The following is a 22,321-nucleotide window of genomic DNA, read 5'->3' on the forward strand; positions in this document are numbered from 1 at the left end:
TGTTTATATAAAAAATATACTTAGGGGGAAAATAAAAATGATAAAAAGCAAAAGTTTAAAAAGATTTTTAGCAGTATTAATGGTAGCAGGAATAAGTTTAAGTGTAGTAGGATGTTCGTCAGATAAAAAAGAAACTAGTCAAACGCCAGAAACACAAGTAGCAGAAAGTAATTTCACACCAGTAGAATTTACATACTCAGATGGAGCGAAAGATTATAATGTCAAAGTAGAAAAACCAAGGCAAAAGGCAGTTACATTATCTCAATTTATGACAGAGATGTTACTTGCACTAGATTTAGGAGATAAAATGGTAGGAACAGCACTTTTAGATAACCCAATACTTCCAGAGTTTGAAGAAGCTTATAATAAAATACCAGAACTTAAAGTTGGAGAAGGACACTCTATATCTAAAGAAGGGTTTATAGCAACAGGTGCAGACTTTGTTAGTGGATGGGATTCATCTATAAATGAACAAACAACAGGATCACCAGATGAGTTAATAAAAAAAGATATAACTCCATTTATGGCAAAATCATATAATCCAGATGCAACAGTAGAAACTGTATATGAAGACTTTGAATTATTAGGAAAAATATTTGGAGTAGAAAATAAAGCAAATGAAGTAGTAAATAAAATGAAAAGTGATATAAAAGCTGTAACTGATAAAGTTGGAGATATAAAAGAAGAAGATAAAGTAAAAATGATGGTATATGATTCTGGTGAAAAGGATGCTATGGTAGTAGGAAGTGGTCTTGCAAATAACTTAATAGAATTAGCTGGTGGAAATAACATATTTGGAAAAGATGCAGATAAACCATACATAAATGTTTCTTGGGAAAGTATAGTGGCTAAAAACCCAGAAGTTATATTAGTAACTGATTTCTTAGCTGGTCAACCAGTTAAGGAAAAAATAGATTTCTTAAAGAATCATCCAGCACTTAAAGATGTACCTGCAATAAAGAATGATAAAATATATGTAGTAGGATTAGCTGACTTATCTCCAGGTGTTAGAAATCCTAAGCTTATAGAAGAAATGTATGGATATTTCTTTGAAGGAAACAAATAATGCAAGTTAGTATAGAAAACTCAAGAAACCTTTCAAAAAAGAGAGGTTTCTTATTTTGGACTATAGCTTTAATAATATTATTAGCAGGTACAATAGTCGGAGCAATAGCTATAGGAAGTACATATATAGAACCTGGAGAGGTATATAAAATTTTATTAAACAAATTATCAAATGGAATGTTATTTAGTGGAGTTGGAGAAGTCATGACCCATAATATAATATGGGAAATTAGATTTCCACGAGTTTTATTAGGAGCAATATGTGGAGCTGGTCTTGCAATATGTGGAGTATTAATGCAATGTGTAACTAAAAACCCTATAGCAGAACCGTATATATTAGGAATATCATCTGGTGCATCATGTGGAGCTGTTGCTGTTATTGTTTTAGGAGGGGTGTCATCTATTGGAATAAATAGTATAACATCTGGTGCATTTGTAGGTTCTATTATTTCAGGAGTGTTAGTGTTTGCAATAGGCACGCAGATGGGAAAAACAACATCAACAACAAGATTAGTACTTACTGGTATGGCAATATCTACAATATTTTCAGCGCTTACTAATTTACTTATATATTCAGCAGATAACTCAAACCAAGCTAAAAATGCACTTTTCTGGACTGTTGGAAGTTTAGGAGGAGCTAAATGGGATGTTTTATTAATTCCATTTGTAGCACTAGTAATAGTAATGATAGTAGCTTTTTTAATGTCTAAGTCTTTGGATATATTATTACTTGGAGATGATAGCGCTATAATACTTGGTATAAATGTAAAACTTGTAAAATCAATAATACTTATATTAGCAACGTTTTTAACATCTACCTTAGTTGCGATAACAGGAGCTATTGGGTTTATAGGACTTGTTGTTCCTCATGTATGTAGAACAATAGCTGGCAGTGATCATAAAAAGTTAATAGTACTTTCTGCATTAGTAGGTTCAATATTTTTAATAGCATCAGATATTGCCGCGAGGGGGCTTTTCCCACCAATAGAAATACCAATAGGTATAATAACTTCGTTAGTCGGAGGACCGTTCTTCTTGTATTTAATATCTAAGAAAAATTATTCATTTGGAGGAAAAGAATAATCATGAAGATACAGGTTAAAAATTTAAGGTTTAGTATAGATAAAAAAGAAATATTAAAAGATGTATCTTTTAATGTTCCTAAAGGTTCCTTTGTAGGGGTAATAGGCCCAAATGGTTCTGGAAAATCTACATTACTTAAAAATATATATAGGCTTTATAAGCCATCTAGTGGAGAGATACTATTAGATAACAAAGATTTATCTACTATGAAAGATAAAGAGTGTGCAAAAGAGATTGCAGTTCTTGCTCAAGAAAGTAGTTCACAGTTTGATTTTACAGTTGAGCAAATAGTGAAAATGGGTCGCTATCCATACAAATCTATATTTGAAGATTATTCGAAAGAAGATTTAAAAATGGTTGAAGATATGTTAAAAAAAGTTGGATTAGATAACTATAGTGAACGAAGTTTTTCTAATTTATCAGGTGGAGAAAAACAAAGGACTTTAATTGCGAGAGCATTAGTTCAAAATACTGATTTTTTAATATTAGATGAGCCTACAAACCACTTGGACATAGGGTATCAAATACAGCTTATGGACTTGGTGAAAAGCCTTAATATAACTACATTATCTGCAATACATGATATGAATATGGCATCTATGTATTGTGATTATTTAATCGTCATGAAAGATGGACAGATAACAAAATATGGGAAAGTGGAAGAAGTTATAACATCACAAATGTTAAAAGAAGTATTTGGTGTCAATGCATATGTAGGTATAAATCCTATAAATAATAAACTACAAGTATCATTTATGCATAGTCATGAACATGTAAACGGAGTAGGCCATGACCATGTTCACGAAGATGGATTTACAGGTAAGCATTCTCATTACCATAATCATTTAACAAATAAAATGGAGTTAGTTTAAGAAGAAGGTAAAAACCTTCTTTTTTTTACATTCAAGGAAAGATACATGAAGTGTTTTGCCGACAAGTCGCTTAGGTAAAGCTAACTTTTTGTTTAAGAATGTATTATATTAATTTAAAATCTGCTCATAACTTATTAATTAAAACTATATTAGGGAGTTTAGAAAAAGGTAAAAATGGGTATAATTATAAATTATATAAATAGGAGTAATGAACATGGGAAGATTATTAGAATTAGATATGGAATCTGATGCATTAGAACTTGCCAGAAATTATTGCAGACAAGAGGGGCTTATACTCATAACTGAAGATATAAAAGATGGAAGTTTGATTGTAATGGACAAAAATTTTAATACAGTTAAAATTTTTATAAAAGATGGTGAGTGGAGCTTATAAATATAATAAATTATGATTTATATTTATAGAGAAATCTACCTTATTTAGGTAGATTTTTTTATGACAAGGTGAGCGTATATTTATCAAGTTAAAATAATCACAGTATTCAGGTAATGTACTTTGCTGGCAAAGGTGTATTAACTCATCCAATTATCATTTTTGTAATAGCACCACTTATGGAAGATGATTTAAAAAAACTATAAAAATTAAAGATGAAAATGACTTAACTGTATAGTAATAATGCAAACTTATTATAATAAATTGAATAGAATAAATATATATTAGATAATAATATTAATATATTATACAGTTGACAAATTAAGTTTTAATGAATATCATAATTTATATATAAATATTTAAATCCATTGATAAGGATTAGTAATCAAAATATCTTTATAACAGAGAGTTAAGGATGCTGAGAACTTAGCATAAAGTTTTTGATGAATGGGCCTTTGAGGAGTAAGGTGAAATACAGTAGTAAACTAGCCGATATCGTGACTGCACGTTATAGCAGGTATAAGTGATATGCACTAGGTGTATATAATTTAGGTGGTACCGCGGAAAATATATCCGTCCTATTTATTCAGGACGGATTTTTTTATTGTAAATTTATAGAAAAACAACTTAGGAGGAAATGTAATGAACAGAATAGGTATAATAGGTGCAATGGATGAAGAAGTAGATATATTAGTAGAATTAATGGATGTAAAAGAAAAAGTTGAAAAAGCTAGCTTAGTATTCTACAAAGGAAACTTAGAAAATAAAGATGTAGTAGTAGTAAGATGTGGAATAGGTAAAGTAAATGCTGCTTTATGTGCACAAATATTAATAAGTGAATTTGGTGTAGATGCAATAGTAAATACAGGTGTTGCAGGAGCATTAAATGCAGATTTAGATGTATATGATATAGTTATATCAACTGATGCTATACAATATGATTTTGATACAACAGTATTTGGAGACAAAAAAGGTGTAATACCAAGAATGGAAAATTCAACATTTGTTGCAGATGAGAGACTTGTAAATGCGGCGTTTGAATCATCAAAAGAAGAAACTAAAACTCATAAAGTAGTTAAAGGAAGAGTAGTAACAGGAGATAGATTCATAAGCTCTAGAGAATTAAAAGAAGAATTAGTAAAAGAGTTTGAAGCATTCTGTGGAGAAATGGAAGGGGCAGCTATAGCTCATGTTTGTGAGCTAAATAAAGTTCCATTTGTAATAATAAGAGCAATGTCTGATAGAGCTGACGGAAGTGCAGATGTTGTATATGACGAATTTGTTAAGGATGCAGCTCATAACTCTAAAGATATAGTACTTAATATGTTAAGATCAATATAATGAGGGGGGCTATTAATGAGCGAAAAGAAAATAATATTTAGTGGTGCTCAGCCATCTGGGAAAATGACTTTAGGAAATTATCTAGGAGCTATACAAAACTGGACAAAACTTCAAGATGAGTATGATTGTTTTTATAGTGTAGTTGATTTACATGCTATAACAGTTCCACAAGAGGCTAAAAATTTAAGAGCTAATACTATGGAATTACTTGCACAGTACTTAGCTTGTGGATTAGATCCAGAGAAAAATACGATATTCATACAATCTCATGTAAGTGCACATACTGAACTTATGTGGATATTAAATACAATGACTTATATGGGAGAGTTAAGTAGAATGACTCAATTTAAAGATAAGTCACAAAAAAGTGAAGCTAACTTAAATGCAGGATTATTTACTTATCCAGTATTAATGGCAGCAGATATACTTTTATATCAAACAGATTTAGTTCCAGTTGGAGAGGATCAAAAGCAACACTTAGAACTAGCTAGAGATTTAGCAACTAGATTTAACAATAGATATTCACCAACATTTAAAGTACCTGATCCGTATATACCAAAAGAAGTTGGTAGAGTAATGAGTTTACAAGAACCAACTAAAAAAATGAGTAAGTCTGATGAAAATGAAAATGCATTTATACTATTAGCTGATGATGCAGATACAATAAGAAGAAAGATAAAAAGAAGTGTTACAGATTCAGTAGGGATTATAAAATATACTGATGAACAACCAGGAATAAAAAATTTACTTGAAATATATTCAAAATTAGACAATAAATCAATAGAAGAACTAGTAAGTATGTATGAAGGTAAAGGTTATGGTGATTTTAAAGGTGATGTAGCTGAAGTTATAGTTGAATCTTTAAGACCTATAAGAGAAAGATATCTTGATTTATTAAAGAACAAAGATTATTTAGAAAATGTTTATGCAATGGGTGCTGATAAAGCTGAAAGACATGCTAGAAAAACATTAAGAAAAGTATACAAAAAAGTAGGATTAATAGAAAGAAAATTCTTACCTAGATAATAATTTAAATTAAAGGATTATGTGTGAATTTAAATATATAAATTTATGCATAATCCTTTTCGTATTTTTAATCAAAAAAATCACATAATAAGTTTATATAAAAGTCATTCATAAAGGATGTGATGCACATTAAGTACAAAGAAGATAATGACCTTGATAAACAAAATCCTATAAATATGAAAGAGCTTGATAAAGCTATGAATGAACTTAATATATGTGAAAAAACTACAGAAGATCTAGGGACTATAAGGAGATACCTAGAAAGATTAACTCTTATAATAGAAAGAAGTAGAATAAGAGAATATATGATGCTAACAGATAGTAAGAGAAGATTGTTCACAATAAATTTTATAGCAGGTTTAGGAAAAGGATTTGGTCAAGCAATAGGTCTATCAATACTTGCTGCATTTGTTTTTTACCTATTAAGTAAATCAGTGGATTTACCTGTAATAGGGGAGTATATAGCAAGATTAATGGATATAGTAGATGAATATAGAAGGAGGTAGTATATGAATACCCAAAAGTACAAAGAAGAACTACTAAAAGAAAAAGAGAAGTTATCGAGCCTAATAAATGAAATGCAAGATAATACAGTATTTGGAGATACAAGTGAACACACTAGTGAAAAGTATACATCAGGAGAATTATCTAGTTATGATAATCATTTAGCGGATATAGGGACAGAAGTATATATGCAAGATATGCAAAATAGTTTAACGATTCATGAAAAAGGTAGATTATTTAATGTAGAAAATGCTTTAAATAAAATAGAGAATGGAACTTATGGAATATGTGATATATGCAAAAATAATATTGAGGCTGATAGATTAGATATACTACCAGAAACAAATTTATGTAGTAACTGTGCAAAACATCAACCAGATATGCATCTAACTAGTAGAGAAGAAGGTCAAAATTTAATAAATGAAGGTCCTACATTTTATGATGAAGTATTATTAAAATTATATGAAATGAACAAAATGCCAAAGGAAGAGTCTGATAAAGACTAATATATGATGAAAAAAATACTATATGTTATTTGTATATCTGCAATTTTTATATTTGGTATGTTTAAGCTAGAAAATATAAATACAATAGAAGCTAATAATTTAGTTAGTGATAATTTTAAAGAATATGAAGATATAATAATAAAAAAAGGAAGAGATGATAAAAAAGTAGTGGCTTTAACCTTTGATGATGGGCCAGATGAAGATTTCACTCCTCAAATACTAGATATACTTAAAAAACACAATGTAAAAGGAACTTTCTTCGTAATAGGAGAAAAGGTAGGGTATAATGGTGATATAGTGAAAAGAGCATTTAAAGAAGGGCATGAAATTGCTAACCATACATTTACTCATATAAACGTATCTAAAAAATCTTATGATGAAATAAATAAAGAGATTATAGATACTCAAAATATAATAAAAGAAGCTATAGGTGAGTATCCAACATCATTTAGACCTCCATACAGGGCCGTATCTAAAAATATGTGTGATATAATAAAAAACAATGATATGGATATAATACTATGGTCAAATATAGATCCTAGAGATTGGTCTAACCCAGGAGTAGATTATATAGTTAACACAATTACATCAAAGGTGGAAAATGGGAATATAATACTTTTACATGATTATAATAAAGTGAGAAATAAAACTTCACAAACTATACTGGCATTAGATATGTTTATTCCTAAACTAAAAGAAAAAGGATTTGAGTTTGTTACTATACATGAGCTCAAAGATAGTCTAGATAAAGATCGTGCAACGCAAAAACAACAATAGGCTTCCAATAAGGGAGCCTTTTTTTGTATAATATAATATATATATAATTTTGGGAGGAAAAAATATTGACGTATATATTAATGATAGCTGTATTGATAGGAATAGATCAACTTTCTAAATTATGGGTATTAGGACACCTAAAAGGAATAGGTAGTATACCCATAATAGAAAATGTGTTTCATCTAACTTATGTAGAAAATAGAGGGGCAGCATTTGGAATGTTGCAAAATAATCAAATCATATTTATAATAGTTGCATTAGCAGCATCTATATTTGGATTATACTATTTAAATACTAATAAGAATTTAAATTTATTAGGAAAATCAAGTATAATACTTATAATATCTGGAGCTATAGGCAATTTAATAGATAGAATAAGACTTGGATTTGTAGTAGACTATTTTGATTTTAGATTTATATGGGAATACGTATTTAATATTGCAGATGTGTTTGTAGTAGTAGGAACTATAATGCTATGCATATATATTTTATTTTTTGAGGAAGAAAAGCAGGTGAAGTAATGGACGAAATAAAAGAATTTTTAGTTCTTGATGAAGAAGAGGGAGATAGATTAGATGTATACCTATCTTCTCAATTAGGAGATATGTCAAGAAGTTACATACAAAAGATAATAAAAGATAAAAAAGTGAGTGTAAATGGTAAGGTTGAAAAAGCTAAATACTTAGTCAAAGAAGATGATAAAATAATCATACAAATACCAGCTCCAAAGTTATTAGAGGTATTACCACAAGATATACCTATTGATATAGTTTATGAAGATAGCGATGTAATGATAGTTAACAAACCTCAAAATATGGTAGTTCACCCAGCTCCAGGAAATTATGAAGGAACCTTAGTTAATGCAATACTATATCATTGTAAAGACAATTTATCATCTATAAATGGAGTAATAAGACCTGGTATAGTTCATAGAATAGATAAAGATACATCAGGGCTGTTAATGATAGCTAAAAATAACAATGCTCATAATTTTTTAGCAGAACAATTAAAAGACCATTCTATAACTAGAGAATATGAATTTATATGTCATGGAGTAGTAAAAGAAGATAAAATAACTGTAGATAAACCAATAGGAAGAAATCCTAAAGATAGACTTAAAATGGCAGTGGTTAAAGATGGAAAAAGAGCTGTTACTCATTTTGAAGTTGTTGCTAGATATGAAAACTTTACACATATGAGAGCGAGACTTGAAACAGGAAGAACTCATCAAATAAGAGTTCATGCTTTATCTATAAATCATCCACTTTTAGGAGACACTGTGTATGGTCCTAAAAATAATAAATTCAAAGTAGAAGGTCAAACATTACATGCAAAAAAGATTGGATTTATACACCCAACTACTAAAGAGTATATAGAATTTGATTCAGAATTACCTAAATATTTTAAGAATATAATTAATAAACTTAAATAGGTCTTGAAAAATATATGATATAGATATATAATAATAAAAAATAAAAGAAATACCTTTAAGTGATACAGAGATATCATAAGGCAAAAGCTATATAAACATATAATATATCAAATTATATTAGTTGGTTTAATTTATTAATCATACTTATATTTAATTAGAATATATAAGCTTCTTGTCTTGTGATAAGAAGCTTTTTTAAACAAAAAATCTTATATAATAGGAGGTCACCATGATAGAAAAGGCCCAATTAATGGATGAAAAAGCAATTGGTAGAGCTATAACAAGAATAAGCCATGAAATAATAGAAAGAAACAAAGGTATTGAAGATGTAGTTTTAGTAGGTATAAAAACTAGAGGAGTACCTATAGCTCATAGAATATCTAAAAAAATTGAACAGATAGAAGGAAAAAAAGTTAACACAGGAGAAATCGATATAACTTTATATAGAGATGATTTAAAAGAAGTAGATGTAGATCCTGTGATCAATGGTTCTAACATAGATTTTGATATAAATGATAAGAAAGTTATACTAGTTGACGATGTATTATACACTGGAAGAACTGTAAGAGGTGCGCTAGATGCACTAATGGATATTGGAAGACCAAAATCTATACAACTAGCAGTATTAGTTGATAGAGGACATAGAGAGTTACCTGTAAGAGCAGATTATGTAGGTAAAAATGTGCCAACATCAAATAAAGAAATAATATGCGTTAAGTTAGCAGAAACAGACAAAGAAGATTGTGTAACAATAAACGAATAATTAAATACACTATAATCAATATACAATAGTGCCTTTTAAATCAGTACAGAGAGACTGAAAAAGGGAGAAGTATTTCTCCCTAAAAAATTTATGGGAGGTTTTTTTATGAAAAAAACAGTAATGTCATTACAACATCTATTAGCAATGTTTGGAGCAACAGTGTTAGTTCCTATATTGACAGGATTTAATCCTGCAGTAGCAATATTTTGTGCAGGTGTAGGAACTTTAATATTTCATGCTTGTACAGGTGGAAAAGTACCAGTATTTTTAGGTTCAAGCTTTGCGTTTATACCAGTAATATTAGCAGCTAAAGAAGCTTATGGCGGAGACTTAGCTTATGCTCAAGGTGGTATAATGGTAGCGGGACTTATATATGTAATAATGTCTTTTGCAGTTAAAGCGGTAGGAATAGATAAGATAAAAAAATATTTTCCACCACAAGTAACAGGAGCTATGATAGGTGTAATAGGTCTTAACTTATTACCAACAGCATTTAATATGGCCTCATCAAACTTTTTAATAGCAATAATAACTTTAGGAATAGCATTTTGTATAAATAAGTTTGCAAAAGGATTTATAAAGCAATTAGGAATATTAATAGCAGTTATTTCAGGATATGTGATATGTTTAGCGATGGGATTAGTAGATGTATCTACAATAACACAAGCAAGTTTAGTTGAGATACCAAAGTTTACATTACCAAAGTTTAGCTTAGAAGCTATAGTAATAATAGCTCCAGTAGTTCTAGCAGTATTTATGGAACATATAGGAGATATGACTACAAATGGAGCAGTGGTTGGTAAGAATTTCATAGAAAATCCGGGATTAAATAAAACCTTGCTAGGAGATGGATTAGCAACTATGGTAGCTGGATTCTTAGGAGGTCCTGCAAATACTACGTATGGAGAAAATACAGCAGTTTTAGCTATAACTAAAAACTATGATCCTTCTTTATTAAGAAGAACAGCAGTATTTGCTATAATACTTTCTTGCATAGGTAAGTTTGGGGGATTCTTACAAAGTATACCTCAAGCAGTAATGGGTGGAATAAGTATATTATTATTCTCTATGATAACTTTTGTAGGGTTTAAAACTATAAAAGATGGAGAATGTACTCAAAATAAAAATAATATAATAATAATAGCTACGATAATGATAATAGGACTTGGAACAACTTATTTAGGAAATAAGGGTATAGTAATAGGTATACCTATTACTGAAGCTGTATCTATAACAGGGCTTAGTTTATCGGCTATAGTTGGAGTTATATTAAATAGGATATTAAATAATAGTGAATTTAAAGCAAAAGAAGATACTAAAAATGTATCTCCACAAGCTACAATAGTATAATATATAAATAAAAAGCTATAAAGTTTGAATAATCTCAAACTTTATAGCTTTTATTTTTTATAATAAATTTAAAATTTTTTATACTTAATAATAAATACTAAAAAATGAATGATATACAAATAATGATCGTATATATACGAAAAAAATTATAAAAAATAGAAAATAAAAGCAAAAGTATAGACAAATTATAATATGTATTGTAAAATAAAAACCTATTGTCGAACGAAAAATAAAAATTTAAGATTAAAGTTCAATAGCATTTAGGAGGAGTTTATGAAGTTTAAAAAGCTAATATCAATAGCAGCATCAGTAGTATTGTCAGCAACATTGCTAACTGGATGTTCATCAAAAAATGAAAAGGCAAATTCAAATCTTTCAGTAGGGATAGTGTTAGGGGAAGGAAGTATAACTGATCAATCATTTAACCAAGCTACGTGGGAAGGATTACAAAAAGCTAAAGAAGATTTTAATATAGATATAAAATACTTAGAATCACCACAAGAATCTGATTATATACAAAATATAGAGACATTAGTAGACCAAGAAACTGATTTAATAATAGGTGTTGGATACCAATTAAAAGATGCTATAAAAGAATCAGCAGAAAGTTATCCAGACCAAAAATTTGCATTAATGGATGAAACATATGACAAAATTCCAGAAAATGTTGTGCCTGTAATATTTAAAGAAGAAGAAGCAGCATACTTAACAGGAATAATAGCTGCTAAGATGACTAAGACTAATAATGTAGGATTTATAGGAGGAATGCCAACTCCAGCTATAAGTAAATATCAATATGGATACAAGTATGGAGTAGAGACTACTAACAAAGATGTAAAAGTAGCACAGCAATATGCAAACTCATTTAGTGATCAAGCAAAAGGTAAATCAATAGCTAAGCAAATGTATGCTTCAAATGTAGATACAATATTATCAGCAGCAGGGGATACAGGAACAGGTGCTATAGAAGCAGCTAGAGAAAATAATAAATATGCTATAGGTGTTGATAGAGATCAAAGTTATTTAGCTCCAGATAATGTAATAACATCTGCATTAAAGAAATTAAACGTAGCATCTTATGATTTAGCTAAATCATTAGTTGAAGGGAACTACAAAGGTGGAGAAGCTCAAGTTTATGGATTAAAAGAAGGTGCAGTAGGTATACCAGAAAATACTAACAAGCTTGTACCTCAAGAAATAATAGATTATGTAAATAAACAAGCTAAAAAAGTTATAGATGGAGAAATAAACGTTCCAAGAACAGAAAAAGAATATAATGATATGATGAAATAGATAAAAAAGCCTTATGGAAATCCATAAGGCTTTTAATATTATTAATAAAAAGTTTAGATTTAAATGTTTAAAGTTTGTTTTAATTTTCTTTTATTCTAAGCTTTGCAACAAGTTCATCTGTAGGAGTTACATACATTGTGTTGTTAGTTTCATATATTACCATACCAGGTTTTGCTCCATTAGGCTTTTTGACATTTTTCTTTTTTGTATAATCAACAGGAACTTGTGCAGACATTTTTGATTTACTAAAGTATGCAGCAAGCATAGCACCTTCATATAAAGTTGTTTCAGGTATATCTTTAGAATCAGATTTTATAATAACATGAGAACCTGGTATATTTTTAGTATGCATCCATATATCATCATTACTTGCAATCTTTAAAGTAAGATGATCGTTTTGTTTATTATTTTTACCTACCAATATTTTAAATCCATCACTACTTAAAAATTCATGAGGTTTAGTTGTAAGCTTAGTTTCTTTTTTATTTTTACTAGATGATTTTAAATAACCAACTCTACCTAGCTCTTCTCTTATATCAAGTAGCTCTGCTAGGTTTTCACAATTTTCTATACTAAGCATTATATTCTCTAAATATTCTATTTCATCTTTGGTTATATCTATTTGATGAGTTATTTCTATTTTAGCAGTTTTCATCTTAGTATATTTTTTAAAGTACTTCTGAGCATTCTCAGAAGGAGTTAGATTTTTATTAAGTTTTATTTTTATAGTTTTATATTCTGGGTCGTAGAAGTTTTGAACCTCAACACTTTCCATACCTTTTTCTATCATGTAGATATATGAAGTTATAAGTTCTCCATAAATCTTGTATATATCAGCATTCTCAGATGCTATAAGTTCTTCATTTTGTTTTTTTAGTTTATTGTAAAGTCTATCTAACTTTATAGAAATACTTTTTCTTAAATCAGAAGATCTTTGATGAATTCTGTCTTTTATATCCTTAGTTTTATAGTAATATTCAATTATATAAGACATACTATCATTTTTAACAAAAGATAAATCTTTAAACATTGTTAAATCTACGCAACTAAAATCTATGATTTTATCAACACTTTCATCTACTACAACACATGGAGAATAGATATTATTTTTCATATCTTTAAATAAACCTTTAAACTCTTTATATAAAGATCTTAAATCATCAAAAGAATACTCAGATGTACTTAAATTTTCATTTATGTTTGCTCTATGACAAATTTCCTTGGAAATAACAGGGCTTATTCCTAAAAATCTAGAGTAAATAGACTTGTATAAGTTACCATCAAAAGATTCTAATTCTTTCATAAATTCATCTTCAGATATATCATCTAAAGGATTTAATTTATCTTGAGCAGGAGGTAGATTGTAAGTCATACCTGGGAGTATCTGTCTAACCCTACTTATGCTAGGAGGTATTCTCTTTGCTGAGTCTATTATTTTATTATCATTTGAATGAGTAAGTATTATATTACTGTGTCTACCCATTATTTCTATATATATATCCTTTGTAGTTTTTTCCTTCAACTCATCAAGAGACTCTACACTTATTTTTACTATTCTTTCAAAACCTACCTGAGATATATTTACTATATTACCTCCTTGTATATGTTTTCTAAAAAGCATACAAAACATAGGGGCATTTATAGGATTTTCTTTTTTATAATCCTTAGCTAAATATACCCTTGGATTTGAGGCACTAGCACTTAATACTAATTTAAAGTTCTCTTTATTGTTTCTTATATGTAAAACAACTTCATCGTTTTCAGGTTGGTATACTTTATCTATCTTACCTCCTAAAATCTTTGATTGTAGCTCGTTTACTATAGAATGTATAACTAAACCATCTAAAGCCATAATAATCGCTCCTTTCTTAGATGAACAATATATAATAATTATTACATAATATAAGTATATTGTGAATATTTATCAAAATTAATTAAAGAAAGTATATAATTAATTATAAGGGGATAAAAACAAATTTTATATCTATATAATTTCCCTTTCTTATTAATATATTGTATAATATTAAGTTAGGGATTAAATTAGAGGGGGATAGTATGGAATTTTGGAAATTACATGGGATAGGGAATGATTTTATAGTTATAGACCAAAGGTTTAATCAATATGATGAATACGAAAAAATAGCAAAAAAAGTATGTAATAGAAAATTTTCAGTAGGTGCTGATGGGCTTTTAATTGTTAAGAAATCTAACATAGCAGATGTTAAAATGTTATATTATAATTCTGATGGGTCGATAGCATCTATGTGTGGAAATGGACTTAGATGTTTTGCTAAATATGTTTATGACAATGAGATAGTATTAAAAGAAAATTTTAAAATAGAAACTCTTGATGGAATAAAAGAAGTAAATATAAACAAAGAGGATAATATAACAAGTTTAGTAAAAGTTAATATGGGAAGTGGAAGCTTCTTGTGTAAAAACATATCTATGATTCATACTATGGAAACTTTCTTAGAGCAAAAGATAAAAGTAAAAGATAAAGAATTTATAGTAAGCTCTATGTTAATGGGAGTTCCTCATACTGTTGTTTTTGTAGATGATATAAACTTAAATGATGTACATAAATATGGAAGTGAAATAGAAAAAAATAAAATGTTTTTAAAAGGCACTAATGTAAACTTTGTAAAAATTGAAGATAATAATAATATAAAAGTAGCTACTTGGGAAAGAGGATGTGGTTATACTTTAGGATGTGGTACAGGAATGACAGCATCAGCAGTTATAGGAAACTTTTTAAGAAAATTAGATAAAAATGTATATGTAACATCACAAGGTGGATGTGTAAAAATAGATATAAATGAGGACTGTATATATATGACAGGGCCTGCAGTTAAAATATGTGAAGGTATTTTGGAGGTATAATATGGCAATAAGTATGACTGGCTTTGGTAGAGGAGAATATAAAGATGATAACTATTATTTTTTAATAGAGTGTAAGACTATAAATCATAAATATGCAGATATAAATATAAGATTACCAAGAAAGATATCATTTTTAGAAGAAAAGGCAAGAAACTTAATAAAAAATTATGTAAAAAGAGGTAGAGTTGATTTATACATAAAGCTTGACGTATTAGGTAGTGAAGATGTAAACTTAAAATTCGATGAAGTATTAGCTAGTCAATATGTAGGAATATTAAATCAAATAAAAAATAAGTTTGATTTAATAGATGATATAAGCGTTATGAATATAGCTAAGTTTCCTGACATAATAAAAGCTGAAGAAAAAGAAGAAGATGAAGAATTTTTATGGGAAATGCTTAAAAAATCTTTAGAAGAAGCTTTAAGTAATTTAAAAGAAATGAGAATAGAAGAAGGTAAAAAATTAGCAGAAGATGTTATAATGAGATGTGACCTTCTTAAAAATTATATTGAAGAAATTGAAAAGTATTCATATAATGTTGTTATTGATTATAAAGAAAAATTAAATACTAGAATATCTGAGATACTAGAAAATCCTAGCATAATAGATGAAAATAGATTGGCACAAGAAGTTGCAATATATGCAGATAAAAGCAGTATAACAGAGGAAATAGTAAGATTTAAAAGTCATATAGAGCAATTAAAAAAGACTATAGTAAAAGACGAATCAATAGGAAGAAAGATAGACTTCCTAATACAAGAAATGAACAGAGAAACAAATACAATAGGATCAAAATCATCAGACTTAAATATAACTAATTTAGTAGTAGAAGTTAAATCTGAATTAGAGAAAATAAGAGAGCAAATACAAAATATAGAATAAATAATAATAAAATATATAATAATGAAACTTGTATATCAGAAAGGAAGATAGTAATGCTTAAGAAAAAAGGGCTATTATTAGTTGTATCTGGTCCATCAGGAGCTGGTAAAGGTACAATATGCAAAGAGCTACTAAACAAAAATCACGATATAAAATTATCGGTATCAGCAACAACTAGAAAGCCAAGAAATGGCGAAGTTGATGGAGTTAATTACTTCTTTTTAGAAAAAGAAAAATTCCAAACGATGATAAATAATGGTGAATTTTTAGAGTATGCTCAAATTTATGACAATTTTTATGGTACACCAAAGGCTGCTATAATAGAATCTTTAGAAAATGGACAAGATGTCATATTAGAGATAGAAATGCAAGGAGCTAAGCAAATAAAAGATGTATATCCAGAGGGTGTATTTATATTTGTATTACCGCCATCTCTTGAAGAATTAAAAAATAGAATAGTTGGAAGAGGAACAGAAACAGAAGAAGAAATACACAAAAGATTTAGTTGTGCATTTGAAGAAATAAACAAAATATCTGATTACGACTATTTTGTAGTGAATAAAGATGTAAATACATCAGTAAAAGAATTAGAAAGTATAATATTAGCGGAAAAAAATAAAGTTAATAGATATAAAAATAATATAATAGCAAAATTCAAGGAGGAATTATAAAATGTTAAAACCATCAATAAATGAAGTATTAAACAAAATAGACAACAGATATTATTTAGTTGGAACAGTAGCAAAAAGAGCTAGAGAAATAATAGACGGTGCTGAGCCTATAACAACTACAAAAACTAGAGATAACAAACCTGTAACTATAGCGACTCAAGAAGTTGCTGATGGTAAAATAAGCTATAGATTATTAACTCAAGAAGAAATAGATTTAAATGAAGCTGAAAAGCACTTAGAACAAAAAATTACAGAAGAGGAGTAATTCTTATGTTAAAAGGTAAAACTGTTGTACTAGGAGTAAGTGGAGGAATAGCTGTATACAAATCATTAGATGTAGTAAGTAGACTTAGAAAATTAGGTGTAAATGTTCATGTTATAATGACTAAAGCTGCTACTGAATTTGTAACTCCATTATCATTTCAATCATTAAGCCAAAACTATGTAGTTTGTGATATGTTTGAAGAACCAAAAACTTGGGATGTAGAGCATGTATCACTAGCTAAAAAAGCAGATGTATTTTTAATAGCACCTGCAACTGCTAATTTCATAGGTAAAATGGCTAATGGCATAGCTGATGACATGCTTACAACAACAGTTATGGCTACTAAGGCAAAAGTATTAATAGCACCTGCTATGAATACTAATATGTATGAAAATCCTGTACTTCAAAGAAATATAAAAATATTAAAGGAACTAGGTTGTAATTTTGTAGATCCAGAAAGTGGAAGACTTGCTTGTGGAGATACTGGAAAAGGTAAGTTAGCATCACCAGAGGTAATAGTAAATGAAGTAGTTAATTTACTTACACAAAAGCAAGATTTAATTGGTAAAAATATAATAGTTACTGCTGGACCTACAGTAGAAAGCATAGATCCAATGAGATTTATAAGCAATAGATCTACAGGTAAGATGGGATATGCAATTGCAACTCAAGCAGCAAATAGAGGTGCTAATGTAACTTTAATATCAGGACAAACTAATCTAGAAGTTCCTAAAAATATAAAAAAGCTTATAAAAATAGAAAGTGCTGAGGATATGTATAATGCAGTTTTAGAAAACTTAGATGATAATCAAGTTGTAATAAAAAGTGCAGCAGTAGCAGATTATAAGCCTAAAAACTATTCTAATAAGAAAATAAAAAAATCTGATGATGATTTATCTATAGAATTAGAAAGAAATAAAGATATAGCTTATGAAATAGGCAAGATAAAAAAAGATAAAATACTAGTTGGATTTGCAGCAGAAACTAATGACCTTATAGAAAATGCTAAAGGTAAAATAAAGAAAAAGAATCTAGATTTTATTGTAGCTAATGATTTAACTAAAAAAGGCGCTGGATTTGGTGTAGATACTAATATAGTTAAGATTATAGATAAAGATGGAAATATTACAGAATATCCAAAAATGAAAAAAGAAGAAGTGGCAGATGTTATATTAGATAATGTCAATAAGTTACTACAAAGATAAGCATCTATTAATTTAGATGCTTTTATTTTTAGCAAGAGGTATAATTGAGTAAATAGCTATTAAAAAGGATATAATCTAGTTAATACGAGTAGGAGATAGATGTTTTATAATGGAAAAGTATGCGAAATTAGTAGTAAGAAGCAATACTATACATACAGACAATTTATTTACATACAAATTTTCAAATCTTTTAATAGATGATTTAAAAGTAGGTCATAGAGTTTTAGTTCCTTTTGGTAGAGGAAATAAACCTACAGAAGCCTTTGTCTTTGAGATAAATAATAAAGTAGAAGATAACATAAGGTTAAAAGAAATTATAGATGTATTAGATAAAGAGCCTATATTTTCAAAAGAAGATTTAGAATTGGTAAAATGGATGAAAAATAGATATCTGTGCACATATATAGATTGTATAAACTTAATATATCCAAAAGGATATAAGTTAAATAATTATAAAGTTGCAGTTTTAAATAGCGATATAAGAAATTTAGACCAATTAGAAATAAAAGGTGTAATTAGTTCATTAAATGAAGATGAGCAGATAGTAGTAAATTCTATACTAGATAACAAAGGAAAGATAAAAATAGATAAATTAAAGTCTATAAATAAGATAAATAATATACTTTACAGACTTAATAAAAAAAATATAATAGATATTTTATGGGAATATAAAGATCATAAAAATGAAAAGAAAATATGCTATGTATCATTAGCTATTGATAGTGATTATATAGATGAATATATAAAAAACAATAAGATAGCCCTAGGAAGTAAGCAAAAAGAAGTTATAAACTTTTTAAAGTACAATGATGATAGTGAAATAAATGATATAATGGAATTGTTAAATGCATCTAAAAAAAGCATAACATCATTATATGATAAGAATTTAATTAATTTAGAAATAAGAGATTATTATAGAAGGCCTAAAGATATATATAGCACGGACTATAAAGATATAAAATTAAATAAAGAGCAATTATATGCTGTTAATAAAATAACATCAGAGATGTTTGAAGAAAATAAAAAACCTTACATGATTCATGGTGTAACAGGTAGTGGTAAGACAGAAGTATATATGGAAGTTATAGATTATGCACTAAATCAAGGTTTAGATAGTATATTTTTAGTACCAGAGATATCTCTAACTCCACAAACTATAGATAGATTAAAAAATAGGTTTGGAGATATAGTAGGAGTATTTCATAGTCAATTATCAGAAGGTCAAAAACATGATGTGTATAAAGCTATAAAAGCAGGCAAAATAAGAATATTAATAGGTGCAAGATCTGCATTATTTGCTCCATTTAAAAACTTAGGTGTAATAATAATAGATGAATTTCATGAGTCTTCATATAAGTCAGAGAAAAACCCTAAATTTAGCACTATAGAAGTTGCTAGGTATATGTCGCACAAGGAAAATATATCGTTGATATTAGGTTCTGCAACTCCATCTGTTGAAGAATACTATAAAGCTTGCAATAAAGAGTATGAATTAATAGAAATAAAATCTAGAGCTAATAAAAGACCGCTTCCAAAAATTGAAGTTGTAGATATGAAATTAGAACTAAATAATGGAAATAAGAGTATATTTAGCATAAGACTACAACAAGAAATAGAAACTGCTATTAAAAATAATAATCAGGTAATATTATTTTTAAATAGAAGAGGTTATGCAAGTTTTGTATCATGTAGAAACTGTAGTTATGTATTTCAATGTGAAAATTGTGATATATCATTAACATATCACAAAAGAAATAACATAGGAAGGTGCCATTATTGTGGTTATGAAAAAGAAATACCTCATGAGTGCCCAGAATGTGGAAGCAACTATGTAAAACCTTTTGGAATAGGAACTCAAAAGATAGAGGAAGAGTTAAAAAATATATTCAAAGATGCAAAAATTCTTAGAATGGATAAAGATACTACCTCTAAAAAAGGTTCATTAGAAGAAATTATTAATAAATTTAAAAATAAAGAAGCAGACATATTAATAGGAACACAAATGTTGAGTAAGGGATTAGACTTTGACAATGTAACCTTAGTAGGAATATTATCAGCAGATATGATATTGAATTTTCCGGATTTTAAAAGTTTTGAAACTACATTTCAGCTAGTAACTCAAGTTTCAGGACGGGCAGGAAGATCTGATAAGGAAGGTAAGGTTATTCTTCAAACTTATGATACAGATCACTATGCTATAAGAAGAGCCATAAACTATGATTATGAAGGATTTTATGAAGATGAAATAAAAATCAGAAAAGCATTTGGATATGCTCCTTTTAACAATATGGTAAGTGTTGTAATAAGCGGTGAAAATGAACATATAGTAAAGCAAAATGCTAAGAATATGTATGATTCAATTATTTATCTTCTCAAATCTAGGGGTATAAATAATTTTGATTTCATATTAGGTCCAAACCCATGTTCAATATCAAAAATAAACCAAAATTATAGATGGCAGATATTATTTAAGGATGAGGATATTGAAATAAATCTATTAAAAGGTATAATAAAATATATATGTATAACAAAACGAGACGTAGTGTTTAATAAAGAGGTTAATGTATCCATAGATATTAATCCAAACAACATATTATAAAATATAGGAGGAGACAAAAATGGCGTTAAGAGAAATAGTTCAAATAGGAGACCCTATTTTAAGAAAAAAAGCAAAAAAGGTAGAAAAAATAGATGATAGATTAATACAATTATTAGATGATATGGCAGAAACAATGTATCATGCAGATGGTGTAGGTCTTGCTGCACCTCAAGTAGGAGTATTAAAGAGAGTTGCTGTTATAGATATCGGTGATGGTATAATAGAACTTATAAATCCAGAAATAATAGAAACTTCTGGAGAGCAATTAGGAGATGAAGGATGCTTAAGTGTTATAGGCGAATGTGGAGCTGTAAATAGACCATATTATGTAACAGTAAGAGCATTTAATAGACAAGGTCAATATGTTGAAATAAAGGCTGAAGAATTTTTAGCAAGAGCATTTTGCCATGAAATAGACCATTTAGATGGTGTATTATTTGTAGACAAAGTACAAAAGTAGTAGGAGATGATTAAATGAGGATAGTATTTATGGGTACACCTGAGATTGCTCTTGGGTGTTTACAAAAAATAATAGATGAAAAACATGAAGTAATAGGTGTGATAACTCAACCAGATAAACCTCAAAATAGAGGTAAAAAGCTTGGAATGCCTCCTGTTAAAGAGCTTGCACTTAAATATGATATACCAGTATATCAACCATTAAAGGCAAGAGATGAAGAGTTTGTAAATGTATTAAAGGAATTAAATCCAGATGTAATAGTAGTTGTAGCTTATGGACAAATACTTCCTAAATCTATATTAGATATTCCTAAGTTTGGTTGTATAAATGTCCATGTTTCTTTACTTCCAAAATATAGAGGAGCGGCACCTATAAACTGGGTAATAATAAATGGTGAAGAAAAAACAGGAGTTACTACTATGTATATGGATGAAGGTCTAGATACTGGAGATATGATACTACAAAAAGAGTTTGCATTAGATAATGAAATAACAGCAGGAGAGCTTCATGATAAGATGATGGTTGTTGGAGCAGAAACTCTAAAAGAAACTTTAGACTTAATTGAAAAAGGGTGTGCACCAAGAACTAAGCAAAATCATGATGAGTTTAGTTATGCACCTATGATGGATAAGTCTTTAGGAAATATAGATTTTAATAAAAGTGCAAAAGATATACATAACCTTGTAAGAGGGGTTAATCCATGGCCAAGTGCATATACAACTTATGATGGAAAGACTATGAAAGTATGGAAGACGAAAGTGCTAAATGAGGAAAGTCAAAAAGCACCTGGAACTATATTAAGCGTTGATAAAGATGGTATAAAAGTAAGCACTTTAGATAAAGTAATATTACTTGAAGAAATACAAATGCCAGGAAAGAAAAGAGTTTTAGTTTCTGAATATATAAAGGGAAACAGTATAGATACTTCAAAAATATTAGGCTAGGTAAATAA

At 28.4% G+C, this 22,321-nt stretch carries 23 protein-coding genes and 1 other annotated feature; of the genes, 22 read left to right on the forward strand and 1 reads right to left on the reverse strand.

Going from position 1 to position 22,321, the window contains the following annotated elements; all coding sequences use genetic code 11:
- Positions 1-37 precede the first annotated feature (37 nt).
- The 14 genes from I1959_RS04365 (at position 38) to I1959_RS04430 (ending at position 12,403) form a co-directional block, all read left to right on the forward strand.
- Entirely contained in the window at positions 38-1,066 is a 1,029-nt protein-coding gene (locus tag I1959_RS04365) for an ABC transporter substrate-binding protein (RefSeq protein ID WP_166505887.1), read from the forward strand.
- The gene (locus I1959_RS04370) at positions 1,066-2,148 is read left to right on the forward strand and encodes a FecCD family ABC transporter permease (RefSeq protein WP_092924262.1); all 1,083 of its coding nucleotides are present in this window, start codon (positions 1,066-1,068) and stop codon (positions 2,146-2,148) included. The genes I1959_RS04365 and I1959_RS04370 overlap by 1 nt, the downstream gene beginning before the upstream one ends.
- Before the next feature lie 2 nt (positions 2,149-2,150).
- Positions 2,151-3,020 (forward strand): ABC transporter ATP-binding protein, encoded by an 870-nt coding sequence (locus I1959_RS04375; RefSeq protein ID WP_207733530.1) that lies wholly within the window; start codon positions 2,151-2,153, stop codon positions 3,018-3,020.
- A 214-nt stretch (positions 3,021-3,234) separates the two neighbouring features.
- Positions 3,235-3,414 (forward strand): hypothetical protein, encoded by a 180-nt coding sequence (locus I1959_RS04380; protein WP_092924268.1) that lies wholly within the window; start codon positions 3,235-3,237, stop codon positions 3,412-3,414.
- A 356-nt stretch (positions 3,415-3,770) separates the two neighbouring features.
- Positions 3,771-3,995 (forward strand) — a binding site (T-box leader).
- A 58-nt stretch (positions 3,996-4,053) separates the two neighbouring features.
- Entirely contained in the window at positions 4,054-4,752 is a 699-nt protein-coding gene (locus I1959_RS04385; protein ID WP_166505886.1) for a 5'-methylthioadenosine/adenosylhomocysteine nucleosidase, read from the forward strand.
- A gap of 15 nt (positions 4,753-4,767) precedes the next feature.
- The gene (gene trpS / locus I1959_RS04390; RefSeq protein ID WP_166505885.1) at positions 4,768-5,778 is read left to right on the forward strand and encodes a tryptophan--tRNA ligase; all 1,011 of its coding nucleotides are present in this window, start codon (positions 4,768-4,770) and stop codon (positions 5,776-5,778) included.
- Between the two features lie 122 nt (positions 5,779-5,900).
- Positions 5,901-6,284: a DUF5665 domain-containing protein gene (locus tag I1959_RS04395; protein ID WP_195237236.1), complete on the forward strand. Its 384-nt coding sequence runs from the start codon at positions 5,901-5,903 to the stop codon at positions 6,282-6,284.
- Between the two features lie 3 nt (positions 6,285-6,287).
- Positions 6,288-6,788 (forward strand): TraR/DksA family transcriptional regulator, encoded by a 501-nt coding sequence (locus I1959_RS04400; RefSeq protein ID WP_166505883.1) that lies wholly within the window; start codon positions 6,288-6,290, stop codon positions 6,786-6,788.
- Positions 6,789-6,794: 6 nt separating this feature from the next.
- Positions 6,795-7,565, forward strand: a complete 771-nt coding sequence (locus tag I1959_RS04405) for a polysaccharide deacetylase family protein (protein WP_166505882.1) — start codon at positions 6,795-6,797, stop codon at positions 7,563-7,565.
- A gap of 65 nt (positions 7,566-7,630) precedes the next feature.
- Complete coding sequence (gene lspA / locus I1959_RS04410; RefSeq protein ID WP_166505881.1) at positions 7,631-8,086, forward strand: signal peptidase II; 456 nt, start codon at positions 7,631-7,633, stop codon at positions 8,084-8,086.
- Complete coding sequence (locus I1959_RS04415) at positions 8,086-8,997, forward strand: RluA family pseudouridine synthase (RefSeq protein WP_166505880.1); 912 nt, start codon at positions 8,086-8,088, stop codon at positions 8,995-8,997. Before lspA ends, I1959_RS04415 begins: the two co-directional genes overlap by 1 nt.
- A 229-nt stretch (positions 8,998-9,226) precedes the next feature.
- A complete protein-coding gene (gene pyrR / locus I1959_RS04420) occupies positions 9,227-9,760 on the forward strand; it encodes a bifunctional pyr operon transcriptional regulator/uracil phosphoribosyltransferase PyrR (protein ID WP_092924293.1) in 534 nt (177 codons plus the stop codon).
- A gap of 105 nt (positions 9,761-9,865) precedes the next feature.
- Positions 9,866-11,110: a uracil-xanthine permease family protein gene (locus I1959_RS04425; RefSeq protein WP_092924295.1), complete on the forward strand. Its 1,245-nt coding sequence runs from the start codon at positions 9,866-9,868 to the stop codon at positions 11,108-11,110.
- A gap of 273 nt (positions 11,111-11,383) precedes the next feature.
- Positions 11,384-12,403 (forward strand): BMP family lipoprotein, encoded by a 1,020-nt coding sequence (locus I1959_RS04430; protein ID WP_166505879.1) that lies wholly within the window; start codon positions 11,384-11,386, stop codon positions 12,401-12,403.
- Between the two features lie 79 nt (positions 12,404-12,482).
- Here I1959_RS04430 and I1959_RS04435 read toward each other — a convergent pair whose 3' ends face one another.
- Entirely contained in the window at positions 12,483-14,255 is a 1,773-nt protein-coding gene (locus I1959_RS04435) for an Rqc2 family fibronectin-binding protein (protein ID WP_195237237.1), read from the reverse strand.
- Positions 14,256-14,458: 203 nt separating this feature from the next.
- On the opposite strand from I1959_RS04435, the gene dapF reads away from it, so the two are divergent.
- From dapF to fmt, 8 genes are all read left to right on the forward strand, one after another.
- Positions 14,459-15,286, forward strand: a complete 828-nt coding sequence (gene dapF / locus I1959_RS04440) for a diaminopimelate epimerase (protein WP_166505877.1) — start codon at positions 14,459-14,461, stop codon at positions 15,284-15,286.
- Position 15,287: 1 nt separating this feature from the next.
- Positions 15,288-16,169 carry a YicC/YloC family endoribonuclease gene (locus tag I1959_RS04445; RefSeq protein WP_092924306.1) on the forward strand — a complete coding sequence of 294 codons (882 nt, stop codon included), beginning with the start codon at positions 15,288-15,290 and terminating at the stop codon, positions 16,167-16,169.
- Between the two features lie 53 nt (positions 16,170-16,222).
- Positions 16,223-16,840 (forward strand): guanylate kinase, encoded by a 618-nt coding sequence (gene gmk, locus I1959_RS04450; protein WP_092924309.1) that lies wholly within the window; start codon positions 16,223-16,225, stop codon positions 16,838-16,840.
- Between the two features lies 1 nt (position 16,841).
- Positions 16,842-17,105: a DNA-directed RNA polymerase subunit omega gene (gene rpoZ, locus I1959_RS04455; RefSeq protein ID WP_166505876.1), complete on the forward strand. Its 264-nt coding sequence runs from the start codon at positions 16,842-16,844 to the stop codon at positions 17,103-17,105.
- A 5-nt stretch (positions 17,106-17,110) separates the two neighbouring features.
- A complete protein-coding gene (gene coaBC / locus I1959_RS04460) occupies positions 17,111-18,310 on the forward strand; it encodes a bifunctional phosphopantothenoylcysteine decarboxylase/phosphopantothenate--cysteine ligase CoaBC (protein ID WP_166505875.1) in 1,200 nt (399 codons plus the stop codon).
- A gap of 109 nt (positions 18,311-18,419) precedes the next feature.
- The gene (gene priA / locus I1959_RS04465; protein WP_195237238.1) at positions 18,420-20,909 is read left to right on the forward strand and encodes a primosomal protein N'; all 2,490 of its coding nucleotides are present in this window, start codon (positions 18,420-18,422) and stop codon (positions 20,907-20,909) included.
- A 19-nt stretch (positions 20,910-20,928) separates the two neighbouring features.
- Positions 20,929-21,369 (forward strand): peptide deformylase, encoded by a 441-nt coding sequence (gene def / locus I1959_RS04470; RefSeq protein ID WP_092924321.1) that lies wholly within the window; start codon positions 20,929-20,931, stop codon positions 21,367-21,369.
- 14 nt (positions 21,370-21,383) lie between these two features.
- Positions 21,384-22,313 carry a methionyl-tRNA formyltransferase gene (gene fmt, locus I1959_RS04475; protein WP_195237240.1) on the forward strand — a complete coding sequence of 310 codons (930 nt, stop codon included), beginning with the start codon at positions 21,384-21,386 and terminating at the stop codon, positions 22,311-22,313.
- Positions 22,314-22,321: the final 8 nt, after the last annotated feature.

The organism is Romboutsia sp. 1001285H_161024_C4 (assembly GCF_015550185.1).
GTDB classification, from domain to species: Bacteria; Bacillota; Clostridia; order Peptostreptococcales; family Peptostreptococcaceae; genus Romboutsia_C; species Romboutsia_C hominis.

Coding starts and splice junctions, on each gene's coding strand:
- I1959_RS04400 (WP_166505883.1), top strand. CDS start 6,288: ATGAATACCCAAAAGTACAAAGAAGAACTACTAAAAGAAAAAGAGAAG.
- I1959_RS04445 (WP_092924306.1), top strand. CDS start 15,288: ATGGCAATAAGTATGACTGGCTTTGGTAGAGGAGAATATAAAGATGAT.
- rpoZ (WP_166505876.1), top strand. CDS start 16,842: ATGTTAAAACCATCAATAAATGAAGTATTAAACAAAATAGACAACAGA.
- I1959_RS04370 (WP_092924262.1), top strand. CDS start 1,066: ATGCAAGTTAGTATAGAAAACTCAAGAAACCTTTCAAAAAAGAGAGGT.
- coaBC (WP_166505875.1), top strand. CDS start 17,111: ATGTTAAAAGGTAAAACTGTTGTACTAGGAGTAAGTGGAGGAATAGCT.
- fmt (WP_195237240.1), top strand. CDS start 21,384: ATGAGGATAGTATTTATGGGTACACCTGAGATTGCTCTTGGGTGTTTA.
- pyrR (WP_092924293.1), top strand. CDS start 9,227: ATGATAGAAAAGGCCCAATTAATGGATGAAAAAGCAATTGGTAGAGCT.
- I1959_RS04405 (WP_166505882.1), top strand. CDS start 6,795: ATGAAAAAAATACTATATGTTATTTGTATATCTGCAATTTTTATATTT.
- I1959_RS04430 (WP_166505879.1), top strand. CDS start 11,384: ATGAAGTTTAAAAAGCTAATATCAATAGCAGCATCAGTAGTATTGTCA.
- I1959_RS04395 (WP_195237236.1), top strand. CDS start 5,901: ATGCACATTAAGTACAAAGAAGATAATGACCTTGATAAACAAAATCCT.
- gmk (WP_092924309.1), top strand. CDS start 16,223: ATGCTTAAGAAAAAAGGGCTATTATTAGTTGTATCTGGTCCATCAGGA.
- I1959_RS04375 (WP_207733530.1), top strand. CDS start 2,151: ATGAAGATACAGGTTAAAAATTTAAGGTTTAGTATAGATAAAAAAGAA.
- def (WP_092924321.1), top strand. CDS start 20,929: ATGGCGTTAAGAGAAATAGTTCAAATAGGAGACCCTATTTTAAGAAAA.
- priA (WP_195237238.1), top strand. CDS start 18,420: ATGGAAAAGTATGCGAAATTAGTAGTAAGAAGCAATACTATACATACA.
- I1959_RS04435 (WP_195237237.1), bottom strand. CDS start 14,255: ATGGCTTTAGATGGTTTAGTTATACATTCTATAGTAAACGAGCTACAA.
- I1959_RS04415 (WP_166505880.1), top strand. CDS start 8,086: ATGGACGAAATAAAAGAATTTTTAGTTCTTGATGAAGAAGAGGGAGAT.
- I1959_RS04365 (WP_166505887.1), top strand. CDS start 38: ATGATAAAAAGCAAAAGTTTAAAAAGATTTTTAGCAGTATTAATGGTA.
- I1959_RS04425 (WP_092924295.1), top strand. CDS start 9,866: ATGAAAAAAACAGTAATGTCATTACAACATCTATTAGCAATGTTTGGA.
- I1959_RS04385 (WP_166505886.1), top strand. CDS start 4,054: ATGAACAGAATAGGTATAATAGGTGCAATGGATGAAGAAGTAGATATA.
- I1959_RS04380 (WP_092924268.1), top strand. CDS start 3,235: ATGGGAAGATTATTAGAATTAGATATGGAATCTGATGCATTAGAACTT.
- trpS (WP_166505885.1), top strand. CDS start 4,768: ATGAGCGAAAAGAAAATAATATTTAGTGGTGCTCAGCCATCTGGGAAA.
- dapF (WP_166505877.1), top strand. CDS start 14,459: ATGGAATTTTGGAAATTACATGGGATAGGGAATGATTTTATAGTTATA.